Consider the following 26419-nt stretch of genomic DNA (forward strand, 5'->3'; position numbering starts at 1 on the left):
AAGGCGCCCGTCGGTGCGCGGCGGCGTATCCGAACGGGCGGAACCCGTTCGCGGCTCTTGCGTAATGATACTATGTCACATAAGAGCGGCGGCGACATGACGGATCGGTCCCCCTTGATGTTCGGACGCCTGGACCGGGCGGGAATCGTGCTTTCGGGCCTGTGCGCCGTTCATTGCCTGATGACGATCGTGCTGGTGTCGGTGCTTGGTGTCGGCAGCCAATTCCTGCTCGCCCCCGCCGTGCACGAATACGGCCTCGGGGCGGCCGCGCTGATCGCCGCCGTGTCGGTCGGCTGGAACGCGGCCAGCTACCGCCGGCGCGCTCCCCTAGTGACCGGCCTTGCCGGTCTTGGCTGCATGAGCGCGGCGCTGCTGGGGCCGCACGGCCTGAGCGAGGCGGTGCTGACACTGGCAGGCGTTGCGCTGGTCGCGCTGTCGCACGTGCTGAGCTTGCGCGCCGCGCGTTGAGGTCTATCTGGCGGGAATGGCATCCCCCATCACAGTGACGGTCAACGGCGAAGCGCGGCGCACGGCGGCCGGCGACCTTGCCGCCCTGCTCGGCGAACTCGGGCTCGACGCCGCGCGCGTGGCGGTGGAGCACAACGGTGCGATCGCGCCGCGCTCGGCCCTCGCGTCACGGACGCTCGAGGATGGGGACGTCGTGGAGATCGTCCATTTCGTCGGCGGCGGCGATCACGCATCGCCGGCCGACGAGGACAGCTGGAGCGTCGCCGGCCGGACCTTCCGATCGCGCCTCATCGTGGGCACCGGCAAGTACAAGGACTTCGAAACGAACGCGGCGGCCGTGGCGGCAAGCGGCGCGCAGATCGTCACCGTGGCGGTGCGCCGGGTCAACATCTCCGATCCGGCGCAGCCGCGGCTGACGGATTTCCTCGACCCTTCCGTTTACACCTATCTGCCGAACACCGCCGGCTGCTTCACCGCCGACGAGGCGGTGCGGACCCTGCGCCTCGCGCGGGAGGCAGGCGGGTGGGATCTCGTCAAGCTGGAGGTCCTTGGCGAGGCGCGCACGCTGTATCCCGACATGCGCGAGACGTTGCGCGCCACGGAGACGCTCGCGCGGGAGGGATTCCTGCCGATGGTCTATTGCGCCGACGACCCCATCGCGGCGCGGCAGCTGGAGGAGGCGGGCGCGGTGGCGATCATGCCGCTGGGCGCCCCGATCGGATCGGGGCTCGGCATCCAGAACCGCGTCACCATCCGCCTGATCGTCGAGGGGGCGAAGGTGCCGGTGCTCGTCGATGCGGGCGTGGGCACGGCTTCCGATGCGGCGGTGGCGATGGAGCTGGGCTGCGACGGGGTGCTGATGAACACCGCCATTGCCGAAGCGCGGGAACCGGTGCGCATGGCCCGGGCCATGAGACTGGCGGTGGAGGCGGGGCGCGAGGCCTACCGCGCCGGCCGCATGGCTCAGCGCCGGTACGCCGACCCGTCAAGCCCGCTGGCCGGGCTCATCTGACCTGCCGCCTTTGCACTCGGCGGACGCGCCGCTCACCGCGCGTTAACTATATTGGCGGACACTCCTTCCTGACGACGGAGGAAGGGACTCGGATCAGATGGCTACGACCCGCTGCGCATCGATGATGATCGCCGAAATGCGCGAGTTTGCGGCCTTCGCGCCGGAGGAGCAGCGCTACATCAGCTATGCGCTCGACATCGGGCTGGCGCGCCGCGACGCGTTTCGCAACTGGACCGGCGTGGAGGGCGACAGCGAGGCCATCCGCCGGCACTATGTCGTCTACAACGACCTTCCCTGTCTGCGCGCCGCGATGCCGAGCCGGGGCGACCTGCACGGTTCCGAGGCGTTCTTCGTCACCCTGCTGGGTGTCGTGGCGCACGACCTCGGACGCGAGCGGATCGGCTCGTTCTCCGCGCTGCGTTTCCTTTACGAACGGCTCCTGGGTTCCGCGGTGCGGCCCTGGCTTCCGGCCGCGTTCTGCGCCGCCGCCGCCCTGCCGCAGATCCCGCCGCACCGGCGCAAGCTGCTGCTGCACTCCCTGAGCGAGGCGGCGGCCACCGCAGCCGGCTGGTCGCTGCGCGAGCCGGTGTTCCTGCCCGACGCGGTGGCGGCCGAGGCGGCCTGAAACGCCATGCGGCACGCCGCGGCCGCGGGTGCACGAGAGGGCAAGGCAGGGGACGCGAAAGCCGCTGCGGACGGATCAGCTCCTGTAGAGCGCGTCGAGGCGGTCGCCGTACCGCTCCCGGATCTTGTGCCGGCGGATCTTCATGGACGGCGTCATCTCCTCGTTCTCGATCGAGAACGGCTCGTCGGCGATGGCGAAGCTGCGCACCTTCTCGATCACCGACACCTCCGCGTTGACGCGGTCGACCGCCGCGCGCAGGGCTGAACGGAAGGCCGGATCCTCCTTCAGCGCGGCGAGGTCCGCCGCCTTCCCCCGCGCGCCGGCCCATTCCGCCATCCATTCGGCATCGGGAACGAGCAGCCCCACCACGTAGGGCCGCCGGTCGCCCGCAACCAGCGCCTGCCCGATCTCCGGCTGCAGGGTCAGCATGCCCTCGAGCTTCTGCGGCGCGACGTTGTCGCCCTTGTCGTTGACGATCATGTCCTTCTTGCGGTCGGTGATGACGATGCGGCCCTTCTCGTCGAGATGGCCGATGTCGCCCGTATGCAGCCATCCGTCCTTCAGCGCGCGGGCGCTTTCGGCCGGATTCTGCCAGTAGCCCTGCATCACCAGCTCTCCGCGGCACAGGATCTCGCCATCCTCGGCGATGCGCACCTCTACCCCGCGCAGCGGCGGACCGACCGAGGCCATGGCAATGCCGGCGCGCGGCCGGTTGCAGGAGATGATCGGCCCCGACTCCGTCTGGCCGTATCCCTGCAGGAGCGTGATGCCCATGGCCTCGAAGAACACGCCGACCTCCGGGTTAAGGGGGGCGCCGCCGGACACCATGGCCTTGATCCGTCCGCCGAACCTGGCGCGGATCTTGGGCCTGAGCAGCCGTTCGAGGATGAAGTTGAGCGTCTTGTCGCCGAGCCGGTACCTGCCCGCAGCGCGCCGCTGTCCCAGCGCCAGCGCCTCGTCCATGAGCCGCTTTGCCGCGCCGCCCTGCTTCTCGACCTGCTTCATGATGCGTGTGCGCAGCACCTCGAACAGGCGCGGCACGACGACCATCACGGTGGGGCGCGTCTCCTCGATGTTGGAGGCGAGTTTCTCCAGCCCTTCGGCGTAGAAGATCTGCGCCCCGACCCCGATCGGCAGATACTGCCCCCCGGTGTGCTCGTAGGCATGGGAAAGCGGCAGGAAGGAGAGGAAGCGGTCGTCATCGTCGAGACCGAAATCGTCGATCAGCACCTCTGCCGCACCCGCCACATTGCACAGGATCATGCCATGGTGCTGCAGCACGCCGCGCGGGGCCCCGCCGGTGCCGCTGGTGTAGATGATGCAGGCGGTCTGATCCCGGGCAATTCCGGCGATGCGGGCGTCCACCGCCCGGCGCGCCGCGGCCGCGTCGCCGCTGGTCATCTGCGACCAGGCATGACAGCGCAGATTGCCGCTCTGATACGGGCGAACGTGATCGATCGGGATGATGTGCTCGACCAGACCGGTGCGCATGATCGCCGGGATGAGCGGCTGCGCCAGCCGGTCGGAGGAGACTATCGCCGCCCGTGCGCCCGAATTGTCGAGGATGTGCTGGTGATCGCGCTCGGTGTTGGTGGTGTAGGCCGGAACGGTGATGCAGCCCGCCGCCATGATGGCCAGATCGGCGATGCACCACTCGGGGCGGTTCTCGCTGACCAGCACGACGCGGTCCCCGTCCGCCAGCCCCAGCGCGCGCAGGTTCTGCGCCAGGATGCAGACCTGGTCGGCCGCTTCGCGCCAGCTGATCGTTTGCCAGGCACCGCCCCGCTTGGCGCCGAGAAACGGCTGCGCGCCCCGGGCGTCGGCGCGCTTGAGGAACAGTTCCACCAGATTCCTGGCGCCGTCGATGTCTGCCAACATGGCTGCTCTCCACATGGGGCCGGCGTCTGTCGCGCCGCTGGGCGGAGCGTCTAGGCCGCCCCGTGGCGACCATCAAGCGGTGGCGTTGGGGCGCGGCAGAGTTCAGGGGGTGGTGGCCAGCGCCTGATCGAGGCGGGGATCGCTGGCCGCAACCCATCCCTCCGAGGAACGCACCAGCGCGTTCGCCTTGAGACCGACGTCGCGGACCACGGTGCGGCTGTGGCCGAGACGCTGAAGCGCCGGCACCAGCTCTGCCAGCCACGTGCCCTGCTCCACCAGCAGCGTGTCCCCGCTGGTCATCAGGAACGGCAGGCCCAGCGCCTCACGAGCGGGGAGCTGGAAGTCGATCACCCCGATGATGGCGCGCGCCGTCTGCACCGGGATGGTGGGACCGCCCGCGGCACCGATGACCATGAACGGTTCTCCGGCCGGGTCGTAGATCACCATGGGCGCCATGGAGCTTCGCGGCCGCTTGCCGCCTTCGACCCGGTTGGCGACCGGAACGCCATCCCGCTCGGGCGCGAAGCTGAAATCCGTCAGCTCGTTGTTGAGGAAAAAGCCGTTCGTCACCAGCCCGGAGCCGAACGCCGCCTCGATGGTCGAGGTGTAGCTGACCATGGTGCCCCCCGCATCGACCACGGCGAAGTGCGAGGTGCCGTGTTCGGGCGCGGCGTGGCCGGCTCGGACGGACGTCACGGCGCCCGCGGGCTGGCCGGCCGGGGCCTGTGGCATCCGACGGTCCGGTGCGATCAGGGCCGCTCGGCGGGCGAGGTAATCCGGCGCGATCAGCCCGGCGACCGGCACGGCGACGAAGTCGCTGTCGGCGACATAAAGCTCGCGGTCGGCATAGGCGAGCCGCTGCGACTCCGTGAACAGGTGCCAGGTCACCGGGTTGCGGACGCCAAGCCCGCGCAGATCGAAGCGTTCGAGCTGTCCGAGGATCTGGACCACGGCGATGCCGCCCGAGGAGGGCGGCCCCATGCCGCAGATCCGGTATGCGCGGTAGGTGCCGCACACCGGTGCCCGCCGCGCGGCGCGGTAGGTGGCAAGATCGCTGGCGGTCATGCTCCGCTCGCCCGGCGTTGCGGCCCGCACCGTGGCCACGATCCCGGCTGCCGTCGCGCCGCGATAGAATTCGGCCGGTCCCTGGCGTGACAGCCGCTCGAGAGTGCGGGCGAGCGCCGGGTTGCGCACCCGCGCGCCGACCGCGACCGGCGCCCCACGCGCATCGCGGTAGAGTGCCCGCCCCGCGGCGGTGCTGTTCGAGCGTGTGCCGGCGTCACTAAGGGATGCATGCAGCCGCCGGTTCATCACGAACCCGTCACGAGCAAGGGCGATGGCCGGGGCGAACAGCGCACGCCAGGGCAGGCGGCCGCTGCGCCGGTGGGCCTCGGCCGCCAGCGCGATGTTGCCGGGCACCCCGACGCTCAGGCCCGTTCCCACCACCTCCGCATAGGGACGCGGCGCGCCGTCCGGGGTCAGGAACCAGTCGGGCCCGGCGGCCGCCGGCGCCGTTTCGCGCCCGTCGATGGTGTGCACGGCGCCATCGGGGGTGGCATGCACCAGAAAGCCGCCGCCGCCGATGCCCGAGGATTGCGGCTCCACCACCGTCAGCGCCAGCATGACGGCGATCGCCGCGTCGGTCGCGCTGCCGCCTTGAGCCAGGATGGCGAGACCCGCCTCAGCCGCGCGCGGGTCGGCCGCGCTCACCGCGCCGCCAGCCGGCGCAGCGGGCGCGGCCGGACGCGCCACCGGCGCGGACTGGCAGCCGCCCGCGAACAGGGCGAAGGCAGCAAGGATCACCCTGGCAGGACGCATGACGGTGACGCTATTGCGTGCCGACCGCTTGCGCAACCGACGCGAAGCCGTCCCGCCGCATCAGCCGCGCAAGGTCGCGCAGAATCCGGCGCGGGAGTCCGGGTCCGCCGTAGACGAGCGCGCTGTACAGCTGGACGAGGCTCGCGCCCGCACGGATCCGCTCCCATGCGTCCGCCCCCGTGGCGATGCCGCCGACGCCGACGAGGGGGATTGTGCCGCCGGTTGCCTGCCGCATGTCGCGCAGCGCCTGCACAGCCAGGGTGCGCAGCGGCGCCCCCGACAGGCCCCCCGCCTCGTCCCGCCAGCGCGAATGCAGGGGCGGCCGCGACACCGTGGTGTTGGCGACGATCAGGGCGTCGAGCCGCTCCTCGACCGCGACGCGCGCCACCGCGTCGATGCTGTCCGGAGACAGATCGGGCGCCACCTTGAGGAAGATCGGCACCGGCCGCGCTCCCGCCCCTTCCCGCACGGCCGCGACGACCTCCCGCAGGGCCGCCTCTTCCTGCAGCGCCCGCAAACCGGGCGTGTTGGGGCTGGAGATGTTGACGGACAGGTAATCAGCCAGCGGGGCCATCATCGCCGCCATGCGGCGGTAATCGTCCACCCGGTCGCGGCTGTCCTTGTTGGCGCCGATGTTGATGCCCAGCGGTCCGGGTAGCGGCCCGGCGCGCCGCAGCTGCGCCACGGTGCGCTTGGCCGCCGCCCCGCCGGCATTGTTGAACCCCATGCGGTTGACGATGGCGGCGTCTTCCTCGAGGCGGAACAGCCGCGGACGCGGGTTGCCCTCCTGCGCCTCGGGGGTGATGGTGCCTGCCTCGACCGAGCCGAAACCCAGGCCGAACAGGGGCGCGACCGCGACCGCGTTCTTGTCGAAGCCTGCCGCCAGCCCGACGGGGTTGGGGAACATCAGCCCGGCGATGCGCATGCTCAGCGCCTCGTTTGCGACGGGCCGCGTCGCCGCCGGCAGCGCGCCGCGCAGGCGCAGAGCGGCAAGCGTCAACGCGTGCGCACGCTCGGGATCGAGCTGAAAGAGCAGCGGGCGCAGCAGCGGATACATCGCCGCCCCTTGCCACGGGATCGCGGACCGCGACAAGCACGCCGCGAGCAACCGGCTGCGCGGCCGGATGTCGCATCCATACAATCCTCTCGCCCGGTTCTGCGCTAAGAGGACGCCGCGACCCGATGAACCTCGTGCTTTCGTGCGGAGTTCACCAACTCGAGGCGGCTTCGTTCCGGCGGAGCCGCCTTTTTTGTTTAGGCCGCGCCCGCAATGGATTAGTGTCACGTGCGGGGTTTGCGGGGGCGCAGCATTGGCAGACGGCGATTCGGGCGCAAAAGGCGACGGCTCAGCGGAGCTGACCCGCCGTTCAAGCATCAGTCTGACCTACCTGCCCGTCGGCGCCGAGCTGTCTCCATACATCACCACCTGCTATCATTTCCGCTGCGACGAACTGGAGGTGCACGACGTGCAGCCGGCGGCGGTGGGGCAGCTCACCGTGTTTCCGTACGGCAAGGGCTTCATGCGCTTCCGCGACGGGCGAAGCGAACCGTCTCACCGGGTGAACGTGCTCACCCCGTTCAGCGTCGCCGCGCCTTTCCACATGCGCGGACCGTTTCACGCGCTCGGGGCCGTGCTCAGCCCGCTTGGCTGGGCGTCGCTGACCGGGCTGTGCGCCGCCCGCCACGGCAACCGGCTGATGGACGCCTGCGATCTGTGGGGCGACGCCGCGCGCGATCTCGGCGACGTGGTGTGCGACCGCTACACGGCGGCCGGGGCCGATCCGCAGGAGCTGACCCGCCTCATCGGCGCCTTCATCGCCGAGCGGCTGCGCCCGATTGCGCCGGAGCACGCGCAGCTCATCCAGGCGACCAACGCCTGGCTGTCGACCTCGCTCAATCCTCCCGTCGCCGCGCTGTACGACGCGCTGCCCTACAGCCGGCGTCAGGTGCAGCGGCTGGTGGAGCGCTTCTTCGGGCTGCCGCCACGCGCGCTGGTGCGCAAATACCGGGCCCTGCGCGCCGCGGCCTGGCTGTCCCTGCCGCAGCTTTCCGAAGAGGCCGAGGCACAGCTCAGCGAGGCGTTCTACGACCAGTCGCACCTGATCCGCGAGATCCACCTGTTTGTCGGGCGCACGCCGGCGCGGCTGGGCGATGCGGCAACCCCCTACCTCACCGAGCTTCTCGACCTGCGGAATTTCCGCGAGATCTCGGCGATTTGACAGGGGCTGGCGGACGGGGCCAAATGCCGGCCCGCTTCACCTTCTTCGCCCTGCAAAGGATTGTACCGCCCATGCCAGCACGATCGCTGCTCCTGTGCACCGCCGCCGCCATGCTCGCCGCCTGCGCAACGGTGCCCGCGCCCCAGGCCGCAGCGCCCCGGCCCGTGGCCGCGGCTCCCGTCGAGGCGCCGCAGCGGGCGATCAACGCCCTGTTCGAGGACTATGACCGGGCGCAGCTCGCCCTGTCGCCGGTGTCGCGCGCCTACCGGGGAATCCGCGACGACGACTACGGCCGGTGGGACGAATACACCCGGGCCGCGGACGAGCGCCGCGATGCGCTGCTTCAGGACACGGCGGCCCGGATGCGGGCGCAGTTCGATCCGGCAACCCTGCCCGAGGCGGACGCCCTTTCGTGGCGGCTGTTCGACGCCATGGCCCGCCGGTCGGCCAGTCTCGTCCCGTTTCGCGAGTACGGCTACATCTTCGACCAGATGAACGGGCAGCAGAGCCAGTTGCCGGCGTTCCTCATCAACATCCACTCCGTCGGCGACGCTGCGCAGGCGCGCGCCTATGTGAGCCGCATCGCCGGGCTTGGCACCGCGCTGGACCAGCTTGCCGCCGAGTCGCGGCGCCGCGCGGACGCCGGGGTGATGCCGCCGCGCTGGGTCTATGCCCACGTCCTGTCGGACATCCGCAACCTGCTGGACGCGGGCGACGGGAACGCCGTTCTCACCGACTTTTCGGGCAAGGTCGACCGGCTTGACCTGCCGGCGGCCGAGAAGAGCCGGTTGAAGGCGGCGGCCGTGGCGGCGTGGAACGCCCAGGCGCGTCCGGCCTACGAGCGTCTGCGCGCCGAGATGGAACGGCAGCAGGCGCTGGCCGGGACCGATGACGGCGTCTGGCGGTTCCCGCGCGGCGGTGAATATTACAGTGCGCTGCTCGCCAGCTACACCACGACCGACCTCACCGCCGACCAGATCCACCAGCTCGGCCTGGACGAGGTGGCGCGCATCCACGCCGCCATGCGGGCGATCATGCAGCAGGTCGGCTATCGCGGCACGCTGCAGCAGTTCTTCGAGTACACCCGCACCGATCCACGCTTCTATCACACCAGCCGCGAGGCCTATCTCGCGGATGTCGACCGGGTGATGGCGGCCATGACGGCGCGGCTGCCCGACTACTTCGCCACCCTGCCCACGCATCCGCTCGAGGTGCGGCCGGTCGAGGCCTTCCGCGAACGTTCCGCCGGCAAGGCCTTCTACTCCCGCCCGGCGCCCGACGGCTCGCGGCCGGGCATCTACTACGTCAATCTCTACAATCTGCGCGACATGTCGAGGAACGAGCTGGAAGCGCTCGCCTATCACGAGGGGGTGCCGGGCCACCACCTCCAGCTCTCGATCCAGACGGCGCTCGGCGAGGTGCCGCCGTTCCGGCGCTTCGGCGGCGTGACGGTCTACTCCGAAGGCTGGGGCCTGTATTCCGAGGAACTGGGCAAGGACATGGGGTTCTACACCGACCCCTACTCCGACTTTGGCCGGCTCGGCATGGAGCTGTGGCGCGCCGCGCGGCTGGTGGTCGACACCGGCATTCACCACAAGCGCTGGAGCCGCGAACAGGCGATCCGCTACCTTGCCGACAACACTCCCAACCCGCCGGGCGACATCGAGAAGGCGATCGAACGCTACATCGTCTATCCGGGACAGGCGACCGCCTACACCATCGGCAAGCTTGAGATCATGGCCCTGCGCGAACGCGCACGCCGCGAACTCGGGCCACGGTTCAACATCAAGGGGTTCCACGACGCCGTGCTGCTCAGCGGACCGGTGCCGCTCGACATCCTGCGCGAGAATGTCGACCGGTGGATCGCGGCGCAGCGCGCCCGCTGACCTCCACGACAACATGCTAACGACTCGCAACAGGCGGCGGCGAGTTGAAAGGAGGATGCGGCGCGCATAGATGCGAAGCGGAACGAATTGGTCCGATTAGCTCATGCGCCTGTCCAACCTCTGCGATTACGCCGTCGTCACCATGTCGGCCGCCGCCCGCCACTGCGGCGGTGTGCGGGTGTCGGCGGCCGCGCTGGCGCGCGAGACCGGCCTGCCGCCACCCACCGTGCAGAAGGTGGTGAGCCGCCTCACCGCCGCGGGTCTGCTGCGCGGCACCCGCGGGGCGGGAGGCGGGTTGCAGCTCGGGCGGCCGGCGGCGGCGATCACGCTGGCCGACATCGTCGAGGCGGTGGAAGGCCCGATCGTCCTCACCCCTTGCGCCGCCGGCGGTCAGTGCGGCTTCGACCATGCCTGCACCGTGCGCCCGCACTGGCCGATCGTGAATGCGGCGATGCGCGATGCGCTCGCAGGGATCAGCCTGGTGACGCTGGCCCGGGCGCCGGAAACACGGGAAACGACATGACCGATCACGCGACACTGGACGTCCCCCGCGAGGAAATGGACGCCGCGGCACGCGCCGCCGCCGCGCGCGTCGCCGAATACGAGCACGGCTGGTCGAGCGAGATCGAGACCGAGTTCGCACCCAAGGGACTCACCGAGGACACAGTGCGCTACATCTCGGCCAAGAAGGGCGAGCCGGAATGGCTGCTCGACTGGCGGCTGAAGGCGTTCCGCCTGTGGCAGACGATGGACGCGCCCAACTGGGCCAAGCTGAACGTCGCGCCGATCGACTATCAGGACGCCTATTACTACGCGGAGCCGAAGAAGAAGCCGGAACTCGACAGCCTCGATGCGCTCGATCCCGCCATCAAGGCGGTGTACGACAAGCTGGGCATCCCGCTGGCGGAGCAGGAGGTGCTCGCCGGGGTGAAGGGCGCGCGCAAGGTCGCGGTGGACGCGGTGTTCGACAGCGTGTCCGTCGCGACCACCTTCCGCGAGGAGCTGGAGTCCGCCGGCGTCATCTTCCGCTCGATCAGCGAAGCGGTGCGCGAATATCCCGATCTGGTGCGCCGCTGGCTCGGCCGCGTCGTGCCGATGCACGACAACTTCTTCGCCACGCTCAACAGCGCGGTCTTTTCCGACGGCACCTTCGTCTACATCCCCGAAGGGGTGCGTTGCCCGATGGAGCTGTCCACCTATTTCCGCATCAATGCGGAAAATACCGGCCAGTTCGAACGCACGCTGATCGTTGCCGAGAGGGGCAGCTACGTCAGCTACCTCGAAGGCTGCACCGCGCCGATGCGCGACGAGAATCAGCTGCACGCCGCTGTCGTCGAGCTGGTCGCGCTGGAGGATGCGGAGATCAAGTACTCCACCGTGCAGAACTGGTATCCGGGCGATGCCGAGGGCAAGGGCGGCATCTACAACTTCGTCACCAAACGCGGCCTGTGCCAGGGCGCGCGGTCAAAGATCAGCTGGACGCAGGTCGAGACCGGCAGCGCGGTGACGTGGAAGTATCCCTCCTGCGTGCTCAACGGCGAGGACTCCGTAGGCGAGTTTTACTCGGTCGCGGTGACGAACAACCACCAGCAGGCGGACACCGGTACCAAGATGGTTCACAACGCGCCCGGCACCCGTTCCACCATCATCTCCAAGGGCATCTCCGCGGGCAAGTCGAACAACACCTATCGCGGCCTTGTCCGCATGGGCCCCAACGCGGAGAACGCGCGCAATTTCACCCAGTGCGATAGCCTGTTGCTGGGCGAGCGGTGCGGGGCGCACACCGTGCCCTACATCGAGGTGAAGAACCCGTCGGCCACCATCGAGCACGAGGCGACCACCAGCAAGATCAGCGACGACCAGCTGTTCTACGCCCAGCAGCGCGGGCTGGGGACGGAAGAAGCGGTCGCCCTCATCGTCAACGGCTTCGCCCGCGAAGTGCTGAAGGAGCTGCCGATGGAGTTCGCGGTGGAAGCGCAGAAGCTGCTGGCGATTTCGCTTGAGGGGAGCGTGGGGTGAGGGTCGGCGCGTCGCGAACCCCTCCCCTTCAGGAAAGGGGCAAGGGGTGGGGCATGTCAAGGGACACGCTCGCCGTGCTGCAAGAGCGCGCGCGCGCAATGCGCAACAATCCCACGGAACCAGAGAAGCGGCTGTGGCGGCATCTGTCGAATGGCCAGCTCGGGGGCCACAAGTTCCGCCGGCAGGAGGTCATTGGGCATAGGATCGCCGATTTCGCGTGCCCGGTCGCAAAGGTGGTCGTTGAAGTCGACGGCGACGCGCATGATGCGGATGACGATGCTGTCCGCGACGACCGGCTCGAAGCGTTCGGCTATCGTGTCGTGCATGTGAGCAACGCGGACGTGATGAACAACATGGAAGGCGTGCTGGAGCGTATCCGGCAGGCTCTTCCCCACCCCGACCCCTCCCCTGAAGGGGAGGGGCTTGCACGGACCACCCTCCGCCTCCGCTCCCCCGGCGAGCACTCCACCGCCCCCGCGCTCAAGAAAAAGGGTCGCGGGTGGGAGATTTCGGAGTCGCGCCTCGACGCGCTGCACGAACGCGCGCGGGAGATGCGGCGGCATTCCTCGGACGCGCACAAGGCGCTGGCCGCGCGTTTCGCCAAGGCGGACCTTGGGCGCTACACCTTCAAGCGGCACGCCGTCGTCGGCAGCGCGATCGTCGACTTCAACTGCCACAACCTCGGCATGGCCATCGCCATCGACGAGGAGGAGCAGGACGACGCCATCGCCCGGCGCCGCGACAGGAGCCTGGAGGCGGTCGGCATCCGCGTCATGCGCCTCAAGGCCAGCGACATCCTGACCAACATCGACGCGGTTCTGGCGCGGATCACCGCCGGCATGCGGCTCCGCATCGCCGACAAGAAGGAAGCGGCACGGGCGCATCGCGACGCCACCCCGCGCCAGACCTACAACCGTCGAGAGGCGCGGCAGTGATGCCACCTTTCCGCCCCCACTCCGTCATACCGGACTTGATCCGGGATCCCGCTTTTCTTTCTTCCTGCGCCGTACAAGGCAGCGGGACCCCGGATCGGGTCCGGGGTGACGAAACAGGTAGAATGCCATGCTGACCATCGACAACCTCCACGCCGAAATCGACGGCAAGCCGATCCTGAATGGTCTTTCGCTCACCGTACAGGCGGGTGAGGTGCACGCGATCATGGGGCCGAACGGGGCCGGCAAATCCACTCTTGCCTATGTGCTTGGCGGCCGGCCGGGTTACGAGGTGACGCAAGGCAGCGTGACCTTCGCCGGGCAGGATCTGCTCGCCCTCGAACCCCACGAGCGTGCCGCCGCCGGCCTGTTTCTCGGCTTCCAGTATCCGGTCGAGATCCCCGGTGTGTCGAACGTCCAGTTCCTTCGCGAGGCGCTGAACGCGCAGCGGCGGAGCCGGGGCGAAGAGCCGCTGTCGGGCGGAGAGTTCCTGAGGCTCGCGCGCGAGAAGGCCGCCTTGCTCAACCTCGACATGGAGATGCTCAAACGCCACGTGAACGTCGGCTTTTCGGGCGGCGAGAAGAAGCGGGCGGAGATGGTGCAGATGGGCATCCTCGACCCGCGCTTCGCCATCCTGGACGAGACGGACAGCGGCCTCGACATCGACGCGCTGCGCGTGGTCGGCGAGGGGATCAACGCGATCATGCGCGCGCCGGCCAAGGGCGTGCTGCTGATCACGCATTACCAGCGGCTGCTCGACTATGTGCGGCCGGATTATGTCCACATCCTTTCGGGCGGGCGCATCGTGCGCAGCGGCGGGGCGGATCTTGCCCGCCGCCTCGAGGCCGAAGGGTATGACGCGGTGATGGAGCAGGCGGCATGACCGTGTCATCGTCAATCGCCGGAAAGACGCCGGAGGCGGCTTGGCGATGAGCGAATCCGTCATCCTCCCCACCCGCCGCGACGAGGCATGGCGCTATTCCGACACGGATGCGGTTGCGGGGATGGACCTCGGCCGCTTCGACCATTGGGACGATGTCGACGTTCCGGCCGGCGAAACGGTGCGCCGGTGCGTGGTCATTGCCGATGCCGGCGAGCCGTCCGACACTACCGAGCTGCGCCGCCTGCGCGTGCGGGTTGCGGATGGTGGACGCTGCGAGCTGTTCGTCGTGGTGTCCTCCGGCCGCCTCGGGCGGGTGGAGGTGGTCGCCATGCTGGGCGACGGCGCCCATCTGGAACTGGGCGGCGTAACGATCGGCGGGCGCGACACCACGCGCGAAATCGTCAGCCGCGTGGCGCATGAAAAGCCGAACGGAACCAGCAATCAGGTCGTGCGCGCTGTGCACTGGGGGCGCGGCACGGGCAACTTCCTCGGCCGTATCGACGTCGCCAGCGGGGCGCAGAAGACCGATGCGGCGCAGTCGTTCCGCGGGCTCATCCTGGAACGCGGGGCGAGCGTGAACGCCGTGCCGCAGCTGGAGATCTTCGCAGATGACGTGAAATGCGCGCATGGCGCGACCGTCGGCCAGCTGGACGAGCAGGCCCGCTTCTACATGGCGGCGCGCGGGCTGCCGCCAGAGGTTGCCCGGCGATTGCTGGTGCAGGCGTTCGTCGCTGACGCATTCGTCGCGCTGGACGACGCGGACGATCGCGAACGGCTGATGCGTGTCGTGCTGGGCAAGCTGGACAGGCATCTGTGATGGACGCGCCGGTGACAGCTCGCAAGGATGCGGACGCGGAACGGGCGGACGTCATCGTCGCGACAGGCCGCGCGCCTGGCGCGGCGCGGCTAGGCAGCAAGGCGGACTTCCCCGGCCTGCTGATGCCCGACGGGTCGCCCTGGCATTACCTCGACACCGCCGCCACGGCGCAGAAACCGCGCGCCGTGATCGACGCGATGGCGCGGGCGCTGGGCGAGGATTACGCCACGGTGCACCGCGGCGTCTATACGCGGTCGGCCAACATGACGCTGGGGTACGAGGCGGCGCGGCGGCGCGTGGCCCGCTTCATCGGCGCGGACGAGGGCGAGATCGTGTTCACCCGCGGGGCCACCGAAGCCATCAACCTGGTCGCGAACAGCTGGGGCAACGCGAACCTGAAATCCGGCGACCGCATCCTGCTGAGCCAGCTCGAGCATCATTCGAACATCGTGCCGTGGCAGCTGCTGGCCGAACGCACCGGAGCGGTGATCGACGTGTGCCCGCTGACGCCGGACGGGCGGATCGATCTCGATGCGGCGGAGCGGATGCTGACGGCGCGGCACAGGCTGGTGGCGCTGTGCCATGTGTCGAACGTTCTGGGCAGCGTCCTTGACGCACCGCGCGCCGCTGCCCTCGCCCGCTCCGTCGGCGCGAAGCTGCTGCTCGACGGCTGCCAGGCCGCGCCGCGCCTCGCCCTCGACATGGCGGCGCTGGGCTGCGACTTCTACGCCTTTTCCGGTCACAAGCTCTACGGCCCGACCGGCATCGGCGCGCTGTGGGCGCGCGCGGACCTGCTGGAGGCGATGCCGCCGTGGGAAGGCGGCGGGGCGATGATCGACAGCGTGACCTTCGCCCGCACCACCTACGCCCCGGCGCCGCAGCGGTTCGAAGCCGGAACGCCTGCCATCACCGAAGCTATCGCCTTGGCCGCTGCCATCGCCTATGTGGAGGAGATCGGCCTCGACCACATCCACGCGGCGGAACAGGCGCTGGTGCGGCAGACGCGCGAGGGATTGGCCGCAATGAAAGGGGTGACGCTGTTCGGCCCGGAAGACAGCTGCGGCATCGTCAGCTTCTGCGTCGAGGGGGTGCATCCGCACGATCTGGGCACCATATTGGACGAGGAGAACGTGGCGATCCGCGCCGGCCATCACTGCGCGCAACCGCTGATGGCGCATCTGGGCGTGCCGGCCACCGCCCGAGCCAGCTTCGGCCTGTATTCGGACGAGGCGGACGTGGCGGCGCTGATCCGGGGGATCGAGCGCACGAAAAGGATATTCGGATGACCGACGGCACAGACAAGACCTTCATTGCCGCCCCGTCGCCGGCCGATGCGCTGTCGCAGCTCGCCCCGCACCTTCCGCGCACGGATGAGCGTCCCGCCAAACCCCGCCGCGCCCGGGTCGAGGACGCAGTCGATCCGGACGAGGAGACCCCGCGCGACAAGCTGGAGCGCAAACGGGACTATCTCGACGGGTTCCTCGCTCGCAAACCGGAAACCGTCCCGGCCGGAGAACCCGGAGGCGCGCTTTATGAACAGGTGGTCGCTGCGCTCAAGGAAATCTACGATCCGGAGATTCCGGTGAACATCTATGATCTGGGCCTCATCTATGGCGTCGATGCCAGTGACGATGGCGACGTGGTCGTCACCATGACGCTGACGACCCCGCATTGCCCCGTCGCCGAGTCCATGCCCGCGGAGGTGGAGCTGCGCGCCGCCTCGGTTCCCGGTGTCCGCGACGCGCAGGTCAAGCTGGTGTGGGATCCCCCTTGGGGACCGGACAAGATGAGCGACGAGGCGCGCCTCGAACTGGGGATGCTGTGATGCAGGACGCGAAAACCCGCAGCCGTCCTGCCGCCGTGCTGCTGACCCCGGCGGCCGAAGCGCGCATCGCGCATTTGATGGCGCAAGCCCCGGCAGACGCCATTGGCGTCAAGCTGTCCACTCCGCGACGCGGCTGTTCGGGCCTTGCTTACTCGGTCGACTACGTGACGCAGGAAGCCACTTTCGACGAGAAGATCGAAACGCCCGGCGGCACCTTCTATATCGACGGTGCTTCGGTGCTTTATCTCGTCGGCAGCACGATGGACTGGGTAGAGGACGACTTCACAGCCGGATTCGTCTTCAACAATCCCAACGCCAAGGGGGCGTGTGGCTGCGGCGAAAGTTTCATGGTATAGCGGGGCATCATGAACCCCCGCGCACGACTCCGTCAAAAAATGCGCCAGATGGACGCTGCCATGCGTCACGCGAGGGTCGATGATGTAACGTGCCGGATCGTGCTTCAACACTTCGCGCGGCGAACCCGGCGTTCAGGGCGCCGCAAGCCGCCCGAGGCCGGGATCGCAGTGCCGGCTATACCTCCTCGCGGCCCGCTCCCGCTTCAGGGCGGCGCCGAAGCTCCGCTTGATTTCACGCCCTAGCGCCTGAGCGCACGGACACAGGCGGCACGGTCCACCTCTTCCGCGTCACTTGCCCGGCGCGCCTCGACATGGGTGGCGACCGGTTCGGCGCCCTCGCGCAAGGGATAAAGGTAGATGTCGAGCACGCAGCGCGGTCCCGCCCACTGCAGGATCAGCGCATCCCCCTCGGGCACGACCAGCCGCGCCGGACCGAACTGGCGCAGGAGGGCGGCGCGGTTCTGGCCGATGACGCCATCGAGACCCGGCCCCTGCATGACGGTCGGCGCGCGAAAGCCGGAGCGCGGCGGCGCCGGATCGGTGGCCGGAACTCCCGCCGGTGCGCGCGCGGCGGGCGGGGGACCGGACGTGCCCGGCTGCGGCACCACGGTGGCACATCCTGCGGCAAGGGGCAGCAGCACTAGCGCTGCGGCGCGGCGATGGTTCATCGGGCTCCTCTGAAACGGCTTTGGTGAACGAGATGTGTCGCGGCCGCCGCGCCGATCACGGGCGCAAGCAGTCCGGCCACCGGCACCAGCAGCAGCAAGGCGATGACGGCACCGAGAGCGAAGCGCATGCGGGCGGGGATCGGGTGCGTTCCAGCCGCGTGGTCAGGATGGCGAAGCCACACCATGTCCTGCAGCTCCCGTCCGAGCAGGGCCGCGTTGACCAATCCGAACAGGAGCGCCGGACCGATCGCAGTCGGGACGAGCAGCAGCGCGGGGACGAGAACGATGCCGTTCGCGGCGAGCGCGCGGCTGCTGGCCCGCATCGCCTGGGCAAGCTCGCGCCCAAGGGGGAGCGGGCGCATCCGCGCGGCAATGGCGGGATAGTGCCGCCCTTCCACCGCCCGCACCACGTCTTCGGCAAAGAACTGCATCACGGCGAGCGCGACGATGCGGAACAGCACCCAGCCGCCGAGAACGGCAGCGGCAAGGCCCAGCAGCGCACCGGCCTCGCGCGCCAGCGGCATCTGCACCCGGTCGAGCAGCCAGCCGAACCCGGCCGCGACCGCCACGCCGAGCGCAGCGAACGCCAGCACGGTGAGTGCCGCGACCTTGACCAGCACCGCCACGACGCGGCGATCGCCAAGCTGGGCCACCGCCAGCAGCAGCGCGCGGGGAAGGGACATCATCGCTCCGAGAATGGCGACCGCCGCGCTGCGAAGTCAACGCTTCCTCTTGGCCTTGTGACGCGCGGCGGCTAGGGCGCGCCTGTCCCTGATCCTCCCTGTCCCGGAGAACGCATGCCCCAGCCCCGCTACGACGTGATCGCCATCGGCAACGCCATCGTCGATGTCATGGCCCCGTGCGACGATGCGTTGCTGGAGGAGCTGGAGCTGCGCAAGGGCGGGATGACCCTGGTCGACACGGCGCGCGCCCGCACGCTCTATGACGCCATGGGCCCCGCGCGCGAGATTTCCGGAGGGTCGGCCGCCAACACCCTTGCCGGGCTGGCTGCGCTTGGCCTCGAATGCGCCTTCATCGGCCAGGTCGCCGACGATCAGCTGGGCGAGGTGTTCGCGCACGACATCCGCGCCGCCGGAATCGACTTCGACACGCCGGCCCGGGCCGGCGACCCGCCGACCGCGCGCTGCCTCATCTTCGTGACCCCGGACGGCGAGCGGACGATGAACACCTTTCTGGGCGCAAGCCAGTTCCTGCCCCCGGCGGCGCTGGACGAGGACACCATCGCCTCCGCCGCGATCCTCTACCTCGAAGGCTATCTGTGGGATCCCGAAGAGCCGCGCCGGGCCATGCGCCGGGCCATCGAGGTGGCCCGCGGGGCGGGACGGCAGGTCGCCTTCACCGCCTCGGAGAGCTTCGTCATCGAACGGCACGGCGACGACTTCCGCGCGCTCATCGCCGACGGGCTGATCGACATCCTCTTCGTCAACGAAAGCGAGCTGGCCAGCCTGACCGGCAAGGCGAGCTTCGAGGACGGAGTGGCCAGTCTGGCCGGCCAGGTCCCGGTGCTGGTCGCCACCCGCAGCGCCCGCGGCGCGGTGGCGGTGGCCGGGGGCGAGCGGGTCGACATTGCCGCCGAGCCGGTCGACCGGGTGGTGGACACGACCGGCGCGGGCGATCTGTTCGCCGCCGGCTTCCTTTCCGGCCATGTCTCCGGCGCGCCGCTGCGCGAATGCCTGCGCCGGGGTGCGGTCTGCGCGGCCGAGATCATCAGCCATTACGGCGCGCGGCCGGAAGCCGATCTTGCCCGTCTCGTCGCGGAGAGGACCGACAGCTTGCTCCAGGGTTAATGTTCCGTTCCGAAACATCCTGCCAGTTTGCTCGTTTGCCGGACATCCCCTCATTGCGAGCGACCGCTTCATGACCATCCGCACCATTCTCGTCGATGACGAGAAACTCGCCATTCAGGGCCTTCAGCTCCGCCTCGAACCGTTCGAGGACATCGAGATCATCGGCACCTGCGCCAACGGCCGCGAGGCCATCCGGCGCATCAAGACGGACAAGCCCGACCTCGTCTTTCTCGACATCCAGATGCCCGGCTTCGACGGCTTCTCCGTGGTCTCGGGCGTGATGGACATCGAACCGCCCCTGTTCGTCTTCGTGACGGCGTATCAGGAACACGCCATCCGCGCCTTCGAGGCGAACGCCGTCAACTACCTGATGAAGCCGGTCGACGAGGACAAGCTTGCCGACACGGTTGAACGGGTCCGCACCCGTCTCGCCGAGAAGCGTTCGGCCGAGGAGGCTTCCAAGCTGATGAACGTGCTGGCCGAAGTCGCGCCCGACGCAGCCGAGGAGCTGTCCGCCGACGCGGGCGAAAGCGCCGACCGGTTCGAGAAGCTCATCAACATCAAGGACCGGGGGCAGATCTTCCGCGTCGAGGTGAACACGATCGAGCATATCGAGGCGGCCGGCGACTACATGTGCATTTACACCGGCGACAATTCGCTGATCCTGCGCGAGACGATGAAGGATCTCGAGCGCCGCCTCGACCCGCGCAAGTTCCAGCGGGTCCATCGCTCGACCATCGTCAACCTGGACCAGGTGCGGCAGGTCAAGCCGCACACGAACGGCGAATGTTTCCTCGTGCTCGAGTCTGGTGCGGAGGTGAAGGTGTCCCGCTCCTATCGCGACGTGGTGGCGCGCTTCGTCCATTGACGGGGCGACAAGCCGCGGTTGCGCCCGCCGCACGGATGGCGCACGGGTCCGGTGCATGAGCACCTTTGCCCTTGTGGGTTTCGACCTTGACCGCTTCGTCGCCGACACGCTGGCCGAGGATCTGGGCACCGCCCACCCGGACGGCGGCATTGATGTCACCAGCACGGCGGTCATCCCCGCCGGAACGCGCTTTGCCGGAGAGATGCGCACGCGCGAACCCGTCACGGTGGCCGGCCTGCCGCTGGCCGAGGCGTTCTTTCGCGCGCTCGACCCGTGTGTGCGGTGCGAGCTCCGGATCGCGGAGGGAGAGGAGATCGCCGCCGGCACGGTCCTGCTGCGTCTCGAAGGAGACGCACGGGCGCTGCTGACCGCGGAACGCAGCGCGCTCAACACAGTGCAGCACCTTTCGGGCATCGCGACGCTCACCCGCCGCTACGTGCAGGCAATGAACCGCGCATCCTGCACCCTGCTCGACACGCGCAAGACCCTGCCGGGGCTGCGGGCGCTGGAGAAATACGCGGTGCGCATGGGCGGCGGGGAGAACCACCGCATGGGCCTGTGGGACGCGGCGATGATCAAGGACAACCACGTGCTCGTCGCCGGCTCCGTCGCCGAGGCGGTCCGGCGGGCGCGGGAGGCCGGCATTGCCGACATCATCTGCGAAGTCGACAGCCTCGACCAGATCGAGCCGGCGCTGCGCGCGGGAGCGACCCGCCTGCTGCTCGACAACATGGATGCGGACACGCTGCGCGAGGCGGTGGCGCGCGTTGCCGGCCGCGTGCCGACCGAGGCGAGCGGCGGCATCACGCTCGACACCATTGCCGCCAAGGCCGCCGCCGGCGTCGACTACATCTCGGTCGGCCGGCTGACGCAGAGCGCGCCGGCAGCCGACATCGGCCTCGACTTCACCCCGCTGTAAGGCTGCACGCGCGGGCGCCGCTTTCAGCCGGCGAGCAGATTGACCGACAGCGACAGCACGCCGAGGTTGAACACGAAGGCGAACAGCCCATGCCCGGTGACCACCCGGCGCAGCGCCTTGCCGGTGATGGCGATGTCGGCCGTCTGGCACGTCATGCCGATCACCGCCGCGAAGTGGACGAAGTCGGCGAAATCGGGAACGGCGGTGCCGGGGAACTCCAGCCCTGACCCGTGGCCCTCGTTCCAGAACAGGCGCGCATAGTGGAGGGCGAAGATCAGATTGGCGAAGACCCACGCCGCGGCGAGCGCCACGAGCAGCAGGATGCGCTCGAGCGCAGCGAGCGAGGCGCGCTCGAGCAGCAGCAGCGACAGCGCCACGAGCACCGTGCTGCTGATCGTCACCGTGAGCGCGAGGAGCAGCAGCCCGCCGGCATCGTCGCGTCGGGCCTCGCGCCGCAGAGTCTCCGGATCGCCTCCCCGCCACAGCGGGATGAAGGAGAGGGCAAAGACCAGCACGGCGATGCTGAAGCCGCAGAGAAGCGCCAGGCGCGTAGGCAGCACCAGCGTCAGCGCCGCGCTGCCGACCGCGCAGGTGACGAGAAACAGCAGATAGCGCGGGTGCTTCAGCACCGCCTGCCCGCAAAAAACCGGCGCAGCAGCGCGGCGCTCGCGCAGGCGCCGATGCCGCCGTAAATGTCGGGGCGGTGCAGCGTCTGGGGCTGCGTGAACAGCCGCGCGCCATGTTCCACTGCGCCCCCCTTCGGGTCGGAGGCGCCGTAATACAGCCGGCGGATGCGGGCGTGGGCGATGGCGCCGGCGCACATGGCGCACGGCTCGAGCGTGACCCACAGGTCGCACTCGCCCAGCCGTTCTGCGCCCAGCCGCGCGGCGGCCTGACGCAGCGCGAGGATCTCGGCATGGGCGGTCGGGTCGCTCAGACCGCGCGGCGCGTTGTGCGCCGCGGCCAGCACCTCGCCGCTGCGCACGATCACCGCGCCGACAGGCACCTCTCCTGCCGCGGCGGCCCGCTGTGCCTGCGCAAGCGCCTCCTCCATGGGCGCGGGCAAGGGCCAGCGCTCGGCACGCCGTCCGTTCCCGCTCCCGTGTGCACCGGTCATGCCCGCCTGCTAGCGCATGGCCGGTACGGGCGATAGTGCCGCATCGGCTTGACCTGACCGCCCGCCGCCGCTAAGCGCGCGGCTTTCCCGGCAACGCCGTCCTTATTCAGATTCGAACGAGAGCAACCATGTCGCGCATCTGCGAACTCACGGGCAAGGGCCGTCAGGTCGGCCACAATGTCAGCCACGCCAACAACAAGACGAAGCGCGTGTTCCTGCCCAATCTGCAGAACGTCACGCTGATGAGCGACACACTTGAACGCGCGTTCAAGTTTCGCGTGTCGACGCACGGGCTGCGGTCGGTCGAACACAATGGCGGGCTCGACAACTGGCTGCTTAAGACCGCGGACGACAAGCTGTCGGCCAGCGCCCTCAAGGTGAAGCGCGAGCTCAAGAAGGCGGCGAACACCGGCTCCTGAGAGCGGAGCCTCCGGCTTAGCGCGGAGGCACGAAAAGCAGCGGGTCGAGCCGCTCGCCATTCCACGTCAGACCCCAGTGCAGGTGCGGCCCGCTGGCGCGTCCGCTCGCCCCGACTGTGCCCAGCACCTGTCCCTGCCGCACCGTCTGCCCCTCGCTCACCGCGAGACTGTCGGCATGGAGAAAGGCGCTGCCCAGCCCCTGTCCGTGGTCGATCAGCAGGAGCTTGCCCTCGAGGGTGAAGTCCTCGCGCGCCGCCAGCACCACCACCCCGTCCGCCGGAGCGGTGAACGGCGTTCCGCGCGGCGTGGCAATGTCCAGTCCCGTGTGGTAGGAGCCCGGCTCCCCGCGATAGATCCGCTGCGCGCCGAACAGGCCTGAAATCCTTCCTTCTGCCGGCCAGGCGAACACCTGTCGCCACCCCTGCGCGCCGGTCCGACGTGCGCGGGCGGCGGCGATCCGCTCCAGCTCAGGGCGTCTGCGGGCAAGAAAGGTCTCGCTGCTCCCCGGCGGGCGGATTGCGGCATTGACATGCTCGATCCGCCATTCGCGCCGCTGCAGGACGACCTCGCGCCGCAGGGCGTCATCCTCGCCGTCGACGCCGATCGCCAGACGCAGGGGCGCATCACGGTCGAAGCCGGCGAAGAACTGCCCGTCTGCCTCCGGCTCGATGCGATGCCGCCCGAGCAGCACCGCGCCCGTTCCACGTGGAACCCGGCCGCGCATCCAGCCGCCCTGCTCGAACACACCGGAAAAGGTCAGGGCAGACTCCGCCGGACGCGGTGCCGCAGAGGTGTCGGGCGTGGGAGGAGGCGTCGGCGGCGCCCCATCCGCTGCTCGCCGCTCGGCCGCCACGCAGCCGGCCAGAATGGCGAGGCCGCCAAGACCGGCGGCCAGACGTGCGGCGCGGCGAAACTTCACGCCTGGCCTGTCATGCGCCGCGTCGCGAGAATGGCCGAGGCGTAGGGTTCCTGCGCCTCGACACTCCAGTAGCGCAGCTCCGCCAGCGGGATGGGCATGCCCGACACGGCACAAGTGACGTAACGGCCCGGTCTGAGCACCCGGAACCCGTTGGGTCCATAGGTCAGCTTGGCTTCTTCATCGGTCGCGTTCATCAGCATGCCCGCATGCCTATCACCTGCCGCTCAGCCGAACAAATCTTCCTGCGCGCCTGATGCTGGCGAGGGATGCGGCGGGCGCTCGCGAACGGACACGGGAACGGCCTCCACCCGGCCATCGGCGAATTCCAGCCACAGCCGCCGTTCGCGTTCCGCCTGTGCGCGACCCGTGACCACCCCGCCGCGGGCGCCGCGCACGAGCGCGAAGCCCCGGGCCAGCGGCGCGCGCGGATCGAGCGTCCGGTGTGTGCGGGCAATGGCGGCGAACCGCTCCATCTCCCTGCCGAAACGGCGCTCCAGCAGCCGCGGGTGCAGCGGCACACGGCCGAGTGCGGCCGCCCGGCTGCGCCACATCTGCCGCAGCAGCGGAAGCGACAGGCGGCCGGCTTGGCGCTGCAGCCGGTGGCGGGCGACGATCACCCGGTCCTGCAGGCCGCGGCGCAGCCGCTCGGCCAGCTCGTCGAGACGCTGCGCCTGGGGCTGAAGGACGCTTTCGAGGCGGGGCAGGCGCCGCGCCCGGGCCTCGAGCCGCTCCGCGCCCAGCGCAGTCAGGCGCAGCACCGCGCGCCGCATCCGCCCCGTCGCCTCCAACAACCCGGCCGCAAGATCGGCGCGCACGGGCACTGCCATTTCCGCAGCCGCCGTCGGCGTGGGCGCCCGGCGGTCCGCCGCGTGGTCGCACAAGGTTGTGTCCGTCTCGTGGCCGACCGCGCTGATCACCGGGATCGGGCTTGCCGCCACCGCGCGCACGACGGCCTCGTCGTTGAAGCTCCACAGATCCTCGATCGAGCCGCCCCCCCGCGCCACGATCAGCAGGTCGGGACGCGGCAGCCCTGCGCCAGGGCCGAGAGCGCCGAAGCCGCGCACCGCGGCGGCAATCTGGCGGGCGGCATCGGGCCCTTGGACGAGCACCGGCCAGACCAGAACCTCGACCGGAAACCGCTCCGTCAGGCGGTGAAGGATGTCGCGGATCACCGCCCCGGTGGGCGAGGTGACGACGCCGATCACCCGCGGCAGCAGCGGAAGCGGCCGCTTGCGTGCGGCGGAGAACAGTCCCTCCGCCTCCAGCCGCAGGCGCGTCCGCTCGAGCAGCGCCAGCAGCGCGCCCTCCCCGGCAAGTTCCATCGCGTCGATGACGATCTGGTACTTGGATCGGCCGGCATAGGTGGTCAGCCTGCCGGTCGCGACCACCTCCAGCCCGTCCTCAGGCTGGAAGGCGAGGCGCTGCACACCCCCGCGCCACATGACCCCGTCGATCACCGCCTTGTCATCCTTGAGCGCGCAATACAGATGGCCCGAGGATGCGTGTTTCACTCCGGACAGTTCGCCCCGCAGCCTGACGAGGCCGAACCGCTCCTCGATGGTGCGCTTGAGCAATCCGGCAAGCTCCGAGACGCCGAGCGGCTCGGCGTTGCCGCCCGGCTGCGGGCGCGCTACCAGCCGGGCGGCACTCTCGCCGTCGGTACGGGGATCGGAAGCAGGCATGAACATCCTTCTGGTGGGCGGCGGCGGGCGCGAGCATGCGCTCGCGTGGAAGCTGGCGCAATCCCCGTCGCTGACGACCCTGTACGCGGCGCCCGGCAACCCCGGCATCGCGCAGCATGCGCGGACCGTGCCGCTGGACATCGACGATCATGCGGCGGTCGGCGCCTTCTGCCGCGCCCACGCCGTTTCGCTGGTGGTGATCGGCCCCGAAGCCCCGCTGGTCGCGGGCCTTGCCGACGCGCTGCGCCGCGATGGAGTGGCCGTCTTCGGGCCCTCGGCGGCGGCGGCACGGCTCGAGGGCAGCAAGGGCTTCGCCAAGGACCTGTGCCAGCGGTCAGGGATCCCGACTGCCCGCTATGTCCGCACGGCTTCGCTCGAGGAAGCCCGCCGCGCCGTGCTGGCCTTTCAGGCGCCGTTCGTCCTCAAGGCCGACGGGCTGGCCGCGGGCAAGGGTGTGGTGATCGCCGAGACGCTTGCCGAAGCCGAGCTCGCGCTGGCCGATCTGTTTGCCGGTCCGGGCGGCGCGGAGGTGGTGATCGAGGAATATCTGCACGGCGAAGAGGTGAGCGTCTTTGCGCTGACCGACGGCACCCGCATCCTCCCCTTCGGCAGCGCGCAGGACCACAAGCGCGTGGGCGACGGCGACACCGGTCCGAACACCGGTGGCATGGGCGCGTACGCGCCGGCGCCGGTTCTCACCCCTGAGCTGTGTGAACGGGTTTACAGCCAGATCATCGCCCCGACGGTCGACACCCTGCGTGCGGACGGGAACCCCTATGTCGGCGCTCTCTACGCGGGAGTGATGCTGACGGCCAGCGGACCGCGGCTGATCGAATACAACTGCCGCTTTGGTGACCCGGAGTGCCAAGTGCTGATGATGCTTTACCGCGGCGATCTGGCCGCCCTGCTGCTCCGCTGCGCGCAGGGCGAACTGGACGACGCGCCGGCACCCGATGCTCATTTTGCGTCGCGATCGGCGCTGACGGTCGTGGTGGCGGCAAAAGGGTATCCCGGCCAGCCGCGCCTTGGCGGGCGTGTCGAGCTTGGCGGTGCGGAAGACGGCGGCGCCGTCGTCTTTCAGGCCGGCACCCGGCGCGAGGGCGATCACCTCGTCGCCAGCGGCGGGCGGGTGCTGGCCGTGACCGCAACGGGCGACACACTGCCGGAGGCGCGCGACGCGGCGTACCGCGCCGTGGAGCGGATCGGCTTCGCGGACGGGTTCTGGCGCCGCGACATAGGCTGGCGCGAGCTGCGGCGCGCGGCGTTGCGGAGCCGCTGACC

28 protein-coding genes are annotated in these 26419 nt (G+C 69.7%); 18 read left to right on the forward strand and 10 right to left on the reverse strand.

Annotated features, from left to right (window positions below; genetic code table 11):
- The first annotated feature begins 117 nt into the window (after positions 1-117).
- The 3 genes from ETO60_RS02600 (at position 118) to ETO60_RS02610 (ending at position 2105) form a co-directional block, all read left to right on the forward strand.
- Positions 118-468, forward strand: coding sequence for a MerC domain-containing protein (locus tag ETO60_RS02600; protein WP_234026282.1), 351 nt, complete (start codon positions 118-120; stop codon positions 466-468).
- Between the two features lie 16 nt (positions 469-484).
- Complete coding sequence (gene thiS, locus ETO60_RS02605; protein WP_130002407.1) at positions 485-1480, forward strand: sulfur carrier protein ThiS; 996 nt, start codon at positions 485-487, stop codon at positions 1478-1480.
- 97 nt (positions 1481-1577) lie between these two features.
- On the forward strand, positions 1578-2105 hold the full coding sequence (locus ETO60_RS02610) for a hypothetical protein (protein WP_130002409.1): 528 nt from the start codon (positions 1578-1580) through the stop codon (positions 2103-2105).
- 75 nt (positions 2106-2180) lie between these two features.
- Here the strand turns inward: ETO60_RS02610 and ETO60_RS02615 are convergent, their stop codons facing one another.
- The 3 genes from ETO60_RS02615 to ETO60_RS02625 form a co-directional block, all read right to left on the reverse strand.
- Positions 2181-3983 (reverse strand): AMP-dependent synthetase/ligase, encoded by a 1803-nt coding sequence (locus tag ETO60_RS02615; protein WP_130002410.1) that lies wholly within the window; start codon positions 3981-3983, stop codon positions 2181-2183.
- Between the two features lie 102 nt (positions 3984-4085).
- Positions 4086-5801: a gamma-glutamyltransferase gene (ggt, locus tag ETO60_RS02620; protein WP_130002412.1), complete on the reverse strand. Its 1716-nt coding sequence runs from the start codon at positions 5799-5801 to the stop codon at positions 4086-4088.
- A gap of 10 nt (positions 5802-5811) precedes the next feature.
- Positions 5812-6858 (reverse strand): quinone-dependent dihydroorotate dehydrogenase, encoded by a 1047-nt coding sequence (locus tag ETO60_RS02625; RefSeq protein ID WP_130002413.1) that lies wholly within the window; start codon positions 6856-6858, stop codon positions 5812-5814.
- 253 nt (positions 6859-7111) lie between these two features.
- On the opposite strand from ETO60_RS02625, the gene ETO60_RS02630 reads away from it, so the two are divergent.
- The 10 genes from ETO60_RS02630 to ETO60_RS02675 all read left to right on the forward strand — a co-directional run bounded on the left by ETO60_RS02630 (position 7112) and on the right by ETO60_RS02675 (position 16738).
- Positions 7112-8020: an AraC family transcriptional regulator gene (locus ETO60_RS02630; RefSeq protein ID WP_130002415.1), complete on the forward strand. Its 909-nt coding sequence runs from the start codon at positions 7112-7114 to the stop codon at positions 8018-8020.
- A 71-nt stretch (positions 8021-8091) separates the two neighbouring features.
- Entirely contained in the window at positions 8092-9906 is a 1815-nt protein-coding gene (locus ETO60_RS02635) for a DUF885 domain-containing protein (protein WP_130002417.1), read from the forward strand.
- 103 nt (positions 9907-10009) lie between these two features.
- Positions 10010-10429, forward strand: coding sequence for an RrF2 family transcriptional regulator (locus tag ETO60_RS02640; protein WP_130002418.1), 420 nt, complete (start codon positions 10010-10012; stop codon positions 10427-10429).
- Positions 10426-11925 (forward strand): Fe-S cluster assembly protein SufB, encoded by a 1500-nt coding sequence (sufB, locus tag ETO60_RS02645; RefSeq protein WP_130002420.1) that lies wholly within the window; start codon positions 10426-10428, stop codon positions 11923-11925. The genes ETO60_RS02640 and sufB overlap by 4 nt, the downstream gene beginning before the upstream one ends.
- Before the next feature lie 53 nt (positions 11926-11978).
- The gene (locus ETO60_RS02650; protein WP_130002422.1) at positions 11979-12860 is read left to right on the forward strand and encodes an endonuclease domain-containing protein; all 882 of its coding nucleotides are present in this window, start codon (positions 11979-11981) and stop codon (positions 12858-12860) included.
- 127 nt (positions 12861-12987) lie between these two features.
- On the forward strand, positions 12988-13740 hold the full coding sequence (sufC, locus tag ETO60_RS02655) for a Fe-S cluster assembly ATPase SufC (protein WP_130002423.1): 753 nt from the start codon (positions 12988-12990) through the stop codon (positions 13738-13740).
- Positions 13741-13786: 46 nt separating this feature from the next.
- Positions 13787-14557 carry a SufD family Fe-S cluster assembly protein gene (locus tag ETO60_RS02660; protein WP_130002425.1) on the forward strand — a complete coding sequence of 257 codons (771 nt, stop codon included), beginning with the start codon at positions 13787-13789 and terminating at the stop codon, positions 14555-14557.
- A 122-nt stretch (positions 14558-14679) separates the two neighbouring features.
- The gene (locus tag ETO60_RS02665; RefSeq protein WP_234026317.1) at positions 14680-15843 is read left to right on the forward strand and encodes an aminotransferase class V-fold PLP-dependent enzyme; all 1164 of its coding nucleotides are present in this window, start codon (positions 14680-14682) and stop codon (positions 15841-15843) included.
- Positions 15840-16382, forward strand: a complete 543-nt coding sequence (locus ETO60_RS02670; RefSeq protein WP_130002429.1) for an SUF system Fe-S cluster assembly protein — start codon at positions 15840-15842, stop codon at positions 16380-16382. The genes ETO60_RS02665 and ETO60_RS02670 overlap by 4 nt, the downstream gene beginning before the upstream one ends.
- Positions 16382-16738, forward strand: coding sequence for a HesB/IscA family protein (locus ETO60_RS02675; RefSeq protein WP_130002431.1), 357 nt, complete (start codon positions 16382-16384; stop codon positions 16736-16738). The genes ETO60_RS02670 and ETO60_RS02675 overlap by 1 nt, the downstream gene beginning before the upstream one ends.
- A 239-nt stretch (positions 16739-16977) precedes the next feature.
- On the opposite strand, the gene ETO60_RS02680 is transcribed toward ETO60_RS02675, so the two are convergent.
- Together ETO60_RS02680 and ETO60_RS02685 are read right to left on the reverse strand one after the other, a co-directional pair.
- A complete protein-coding gene (locus ETO60_RS02680; protein WP_130002433.1) occupies positions 16978-17406 on the reverse strand; it encodes a hypothetical protein in 429 nt (142 codons plus the stop codon).
- The gene (locus ETO60_RS02685; protein WP_234026283.1) at positions 17403-18089 is read right to left on the reverse strand and encodes an EI24 domain-containing protein; all 687 of its coding nucleotides are present in this window, start codon (positions 18087-18089) and stop codon (positions 17403-17405) included. Before ETO60_RS02685 ends, ETO60_RS02680 begins: the two co-directional genes overlap by 4 nt.
- A gap of 114 nt (positions 18090-18203) precedes the next feature.
- Between ETO60_RS02685 and ETO60_RS02690 the strand changes: the two genes are divergently transcribed.
- From ETO60_RS02690 to nadC, 3 genes are all read left to right on the forward strand, one after another.
- Positions 18204-19214, forward strand: coding sequence for an adenosine kinase (locus tag ETO60_RS02690; protein WP_130002437.1), 1011 nt, complete (start codon positions 18204-18206; stop codon positions 19212-19214).
- 70 nt (positions 19215-19284) lie between these two features.
- Positions 19285-20082 carry a LytR/AlgR family response regulator transcription factor gene (locus tag ETO60_RS02695; RefSeq protein WP_130002439.1) on the forward strand — a complete coding sequence of 266 codons (798 nt, stop codon included), beginning with the start codon at positions 19285-19287 and terminating at the stop codon, positions 20080-20082.
- 55 nt (positions 20083-20137) lie between these two features.
- Positions 20138-21001 (forward strand): carboxylating nicotinate-nucleotide diphosphorylase, encoded by an 864-nt coding sequence (gene nadC / locus ETO60_RS02700; protein WP_130002441.1) that lies wholly within the window; start codon positions 20138-20140, stop codon positions 20999-21001.
- A gap of 23 nt (positions 21002-21024) precedes the next feature.
- On the opposite strand, the gene ETO60_RS02705 is transcribed toward nadC, so the two are convergent.
- Together ETO60_RS02705 and ETO60_RS02710 are read right to left on the reverse strand one after the other, a co-directional pair.
- The gene (locus ETO60_RS02705) at positions 21025-21630 is read right to left on the reverse strand and encodes a DUF1345 domain-containing protein (protein ID WP_234026284.1); all 606 of its coding nucleotides are present in this window, start codon (positions 21628-21630) and stop codon (positions 21025-21027) included.
- On the reverse strand, positions 21624-22055 hold the full coding sequence (locus ETO60_RS02710; RefSeq protein WP_130003038.1) for a nucleoside deaminase: 432 nt from the start codon (positions 22053-22055) through the stop codon (positions 21624-21626). Before ETO60_RS02710 ends, ETO60_RS02705 begins: the two co-directional genes overlap by 7 nt.
- 191 nt (positions 22056-22246) lie before the next feature.
- Here ETO60_RS02710 and rpmB point away from each other — a divergent pair, with 191 nt between their 5' ends.
- Entirely contained in the window at positions 22247-22537 is a 291-nt protein-coding gene (rpmB, locus tag ETO60_RS02715) for a 50S ribosomal protein L28 (protein WP_130002443.1), read from the forward strand.
- Positions 22538-22553: 16 nt separating this feature from the next.
- Here the strand turns inward: rpmB and ETO60_RS02720 are convergent, their stop codons facing one another.
- The 3 genes from ETO60_RS02720 to xseA are packed head-to-tail and all read right to left on the reverse strand — an operon-like array spanning position 22554 to position 25138.
- Positions 22554-23456: a M23 family metallopeptidase gene (locus tag ETO60_RS02720; protein ID WP_234026285.1), complete on the reverse strand. Its 903-nt coding sequence runs from the start codon at positions 23454-23456 to the stop codon at positions 22554-22556.
- A complete protein-coding gene (locus ETO60_RS02725; RefSeq protein WP_130002445.1) occupies positions 23453-23656 on the reverse strand; it encodes a DUF2093 domain-containing protein in 204 nt (67 codons plus the stop codon). Before ETO60_RS02725 ends, ETO60_RS02720 begins: the two co-directional genes overlap by 4 nt.
- A 24-nt stretch (positions 23657-23680) precedes the next feature.
- Positions 23681-25138 carry an exodeoxyribonuclease VII large subunit gene (xseA, locus tag ETO60_RS02730; RefSeq protein WP_390612474.1) on the reverse strand — a complete coding sequence of 486 codons (1458 nt, stop codon included), beginning with the start codon at positions 25136-25138 and terminating at the stop codon, positions 23681-23683.
- On the opposite strand from xseA, the gene purD reads away from it, so the two are divergent.
- Entirely contained in the window at positions 25137-26417 is a 1281-nt protein-coding gene (gene purD / locus ETO60_RS02735; RefSeq protein WP_130002449.1) for a phosphoribosylamine--glycine ligase, read from the forward strand. The two genes, xseA and purD, sit on opposite strands and share 2 nt — an antisense overlap.
- Positions 26418-26419 lie beyond the last annotated feature (2 nt).

Source organism: Qipengyuania thermophila (genome assembly GCF_004153605.1).
GTDB classification, from domain to species: Bacteria; Pseudomonadota; Alphaproteobacteria; order Sphingomonadales; family Sphingomonadaceae; genus Qipengyuania_B; species Qipengyuania_B thermophila.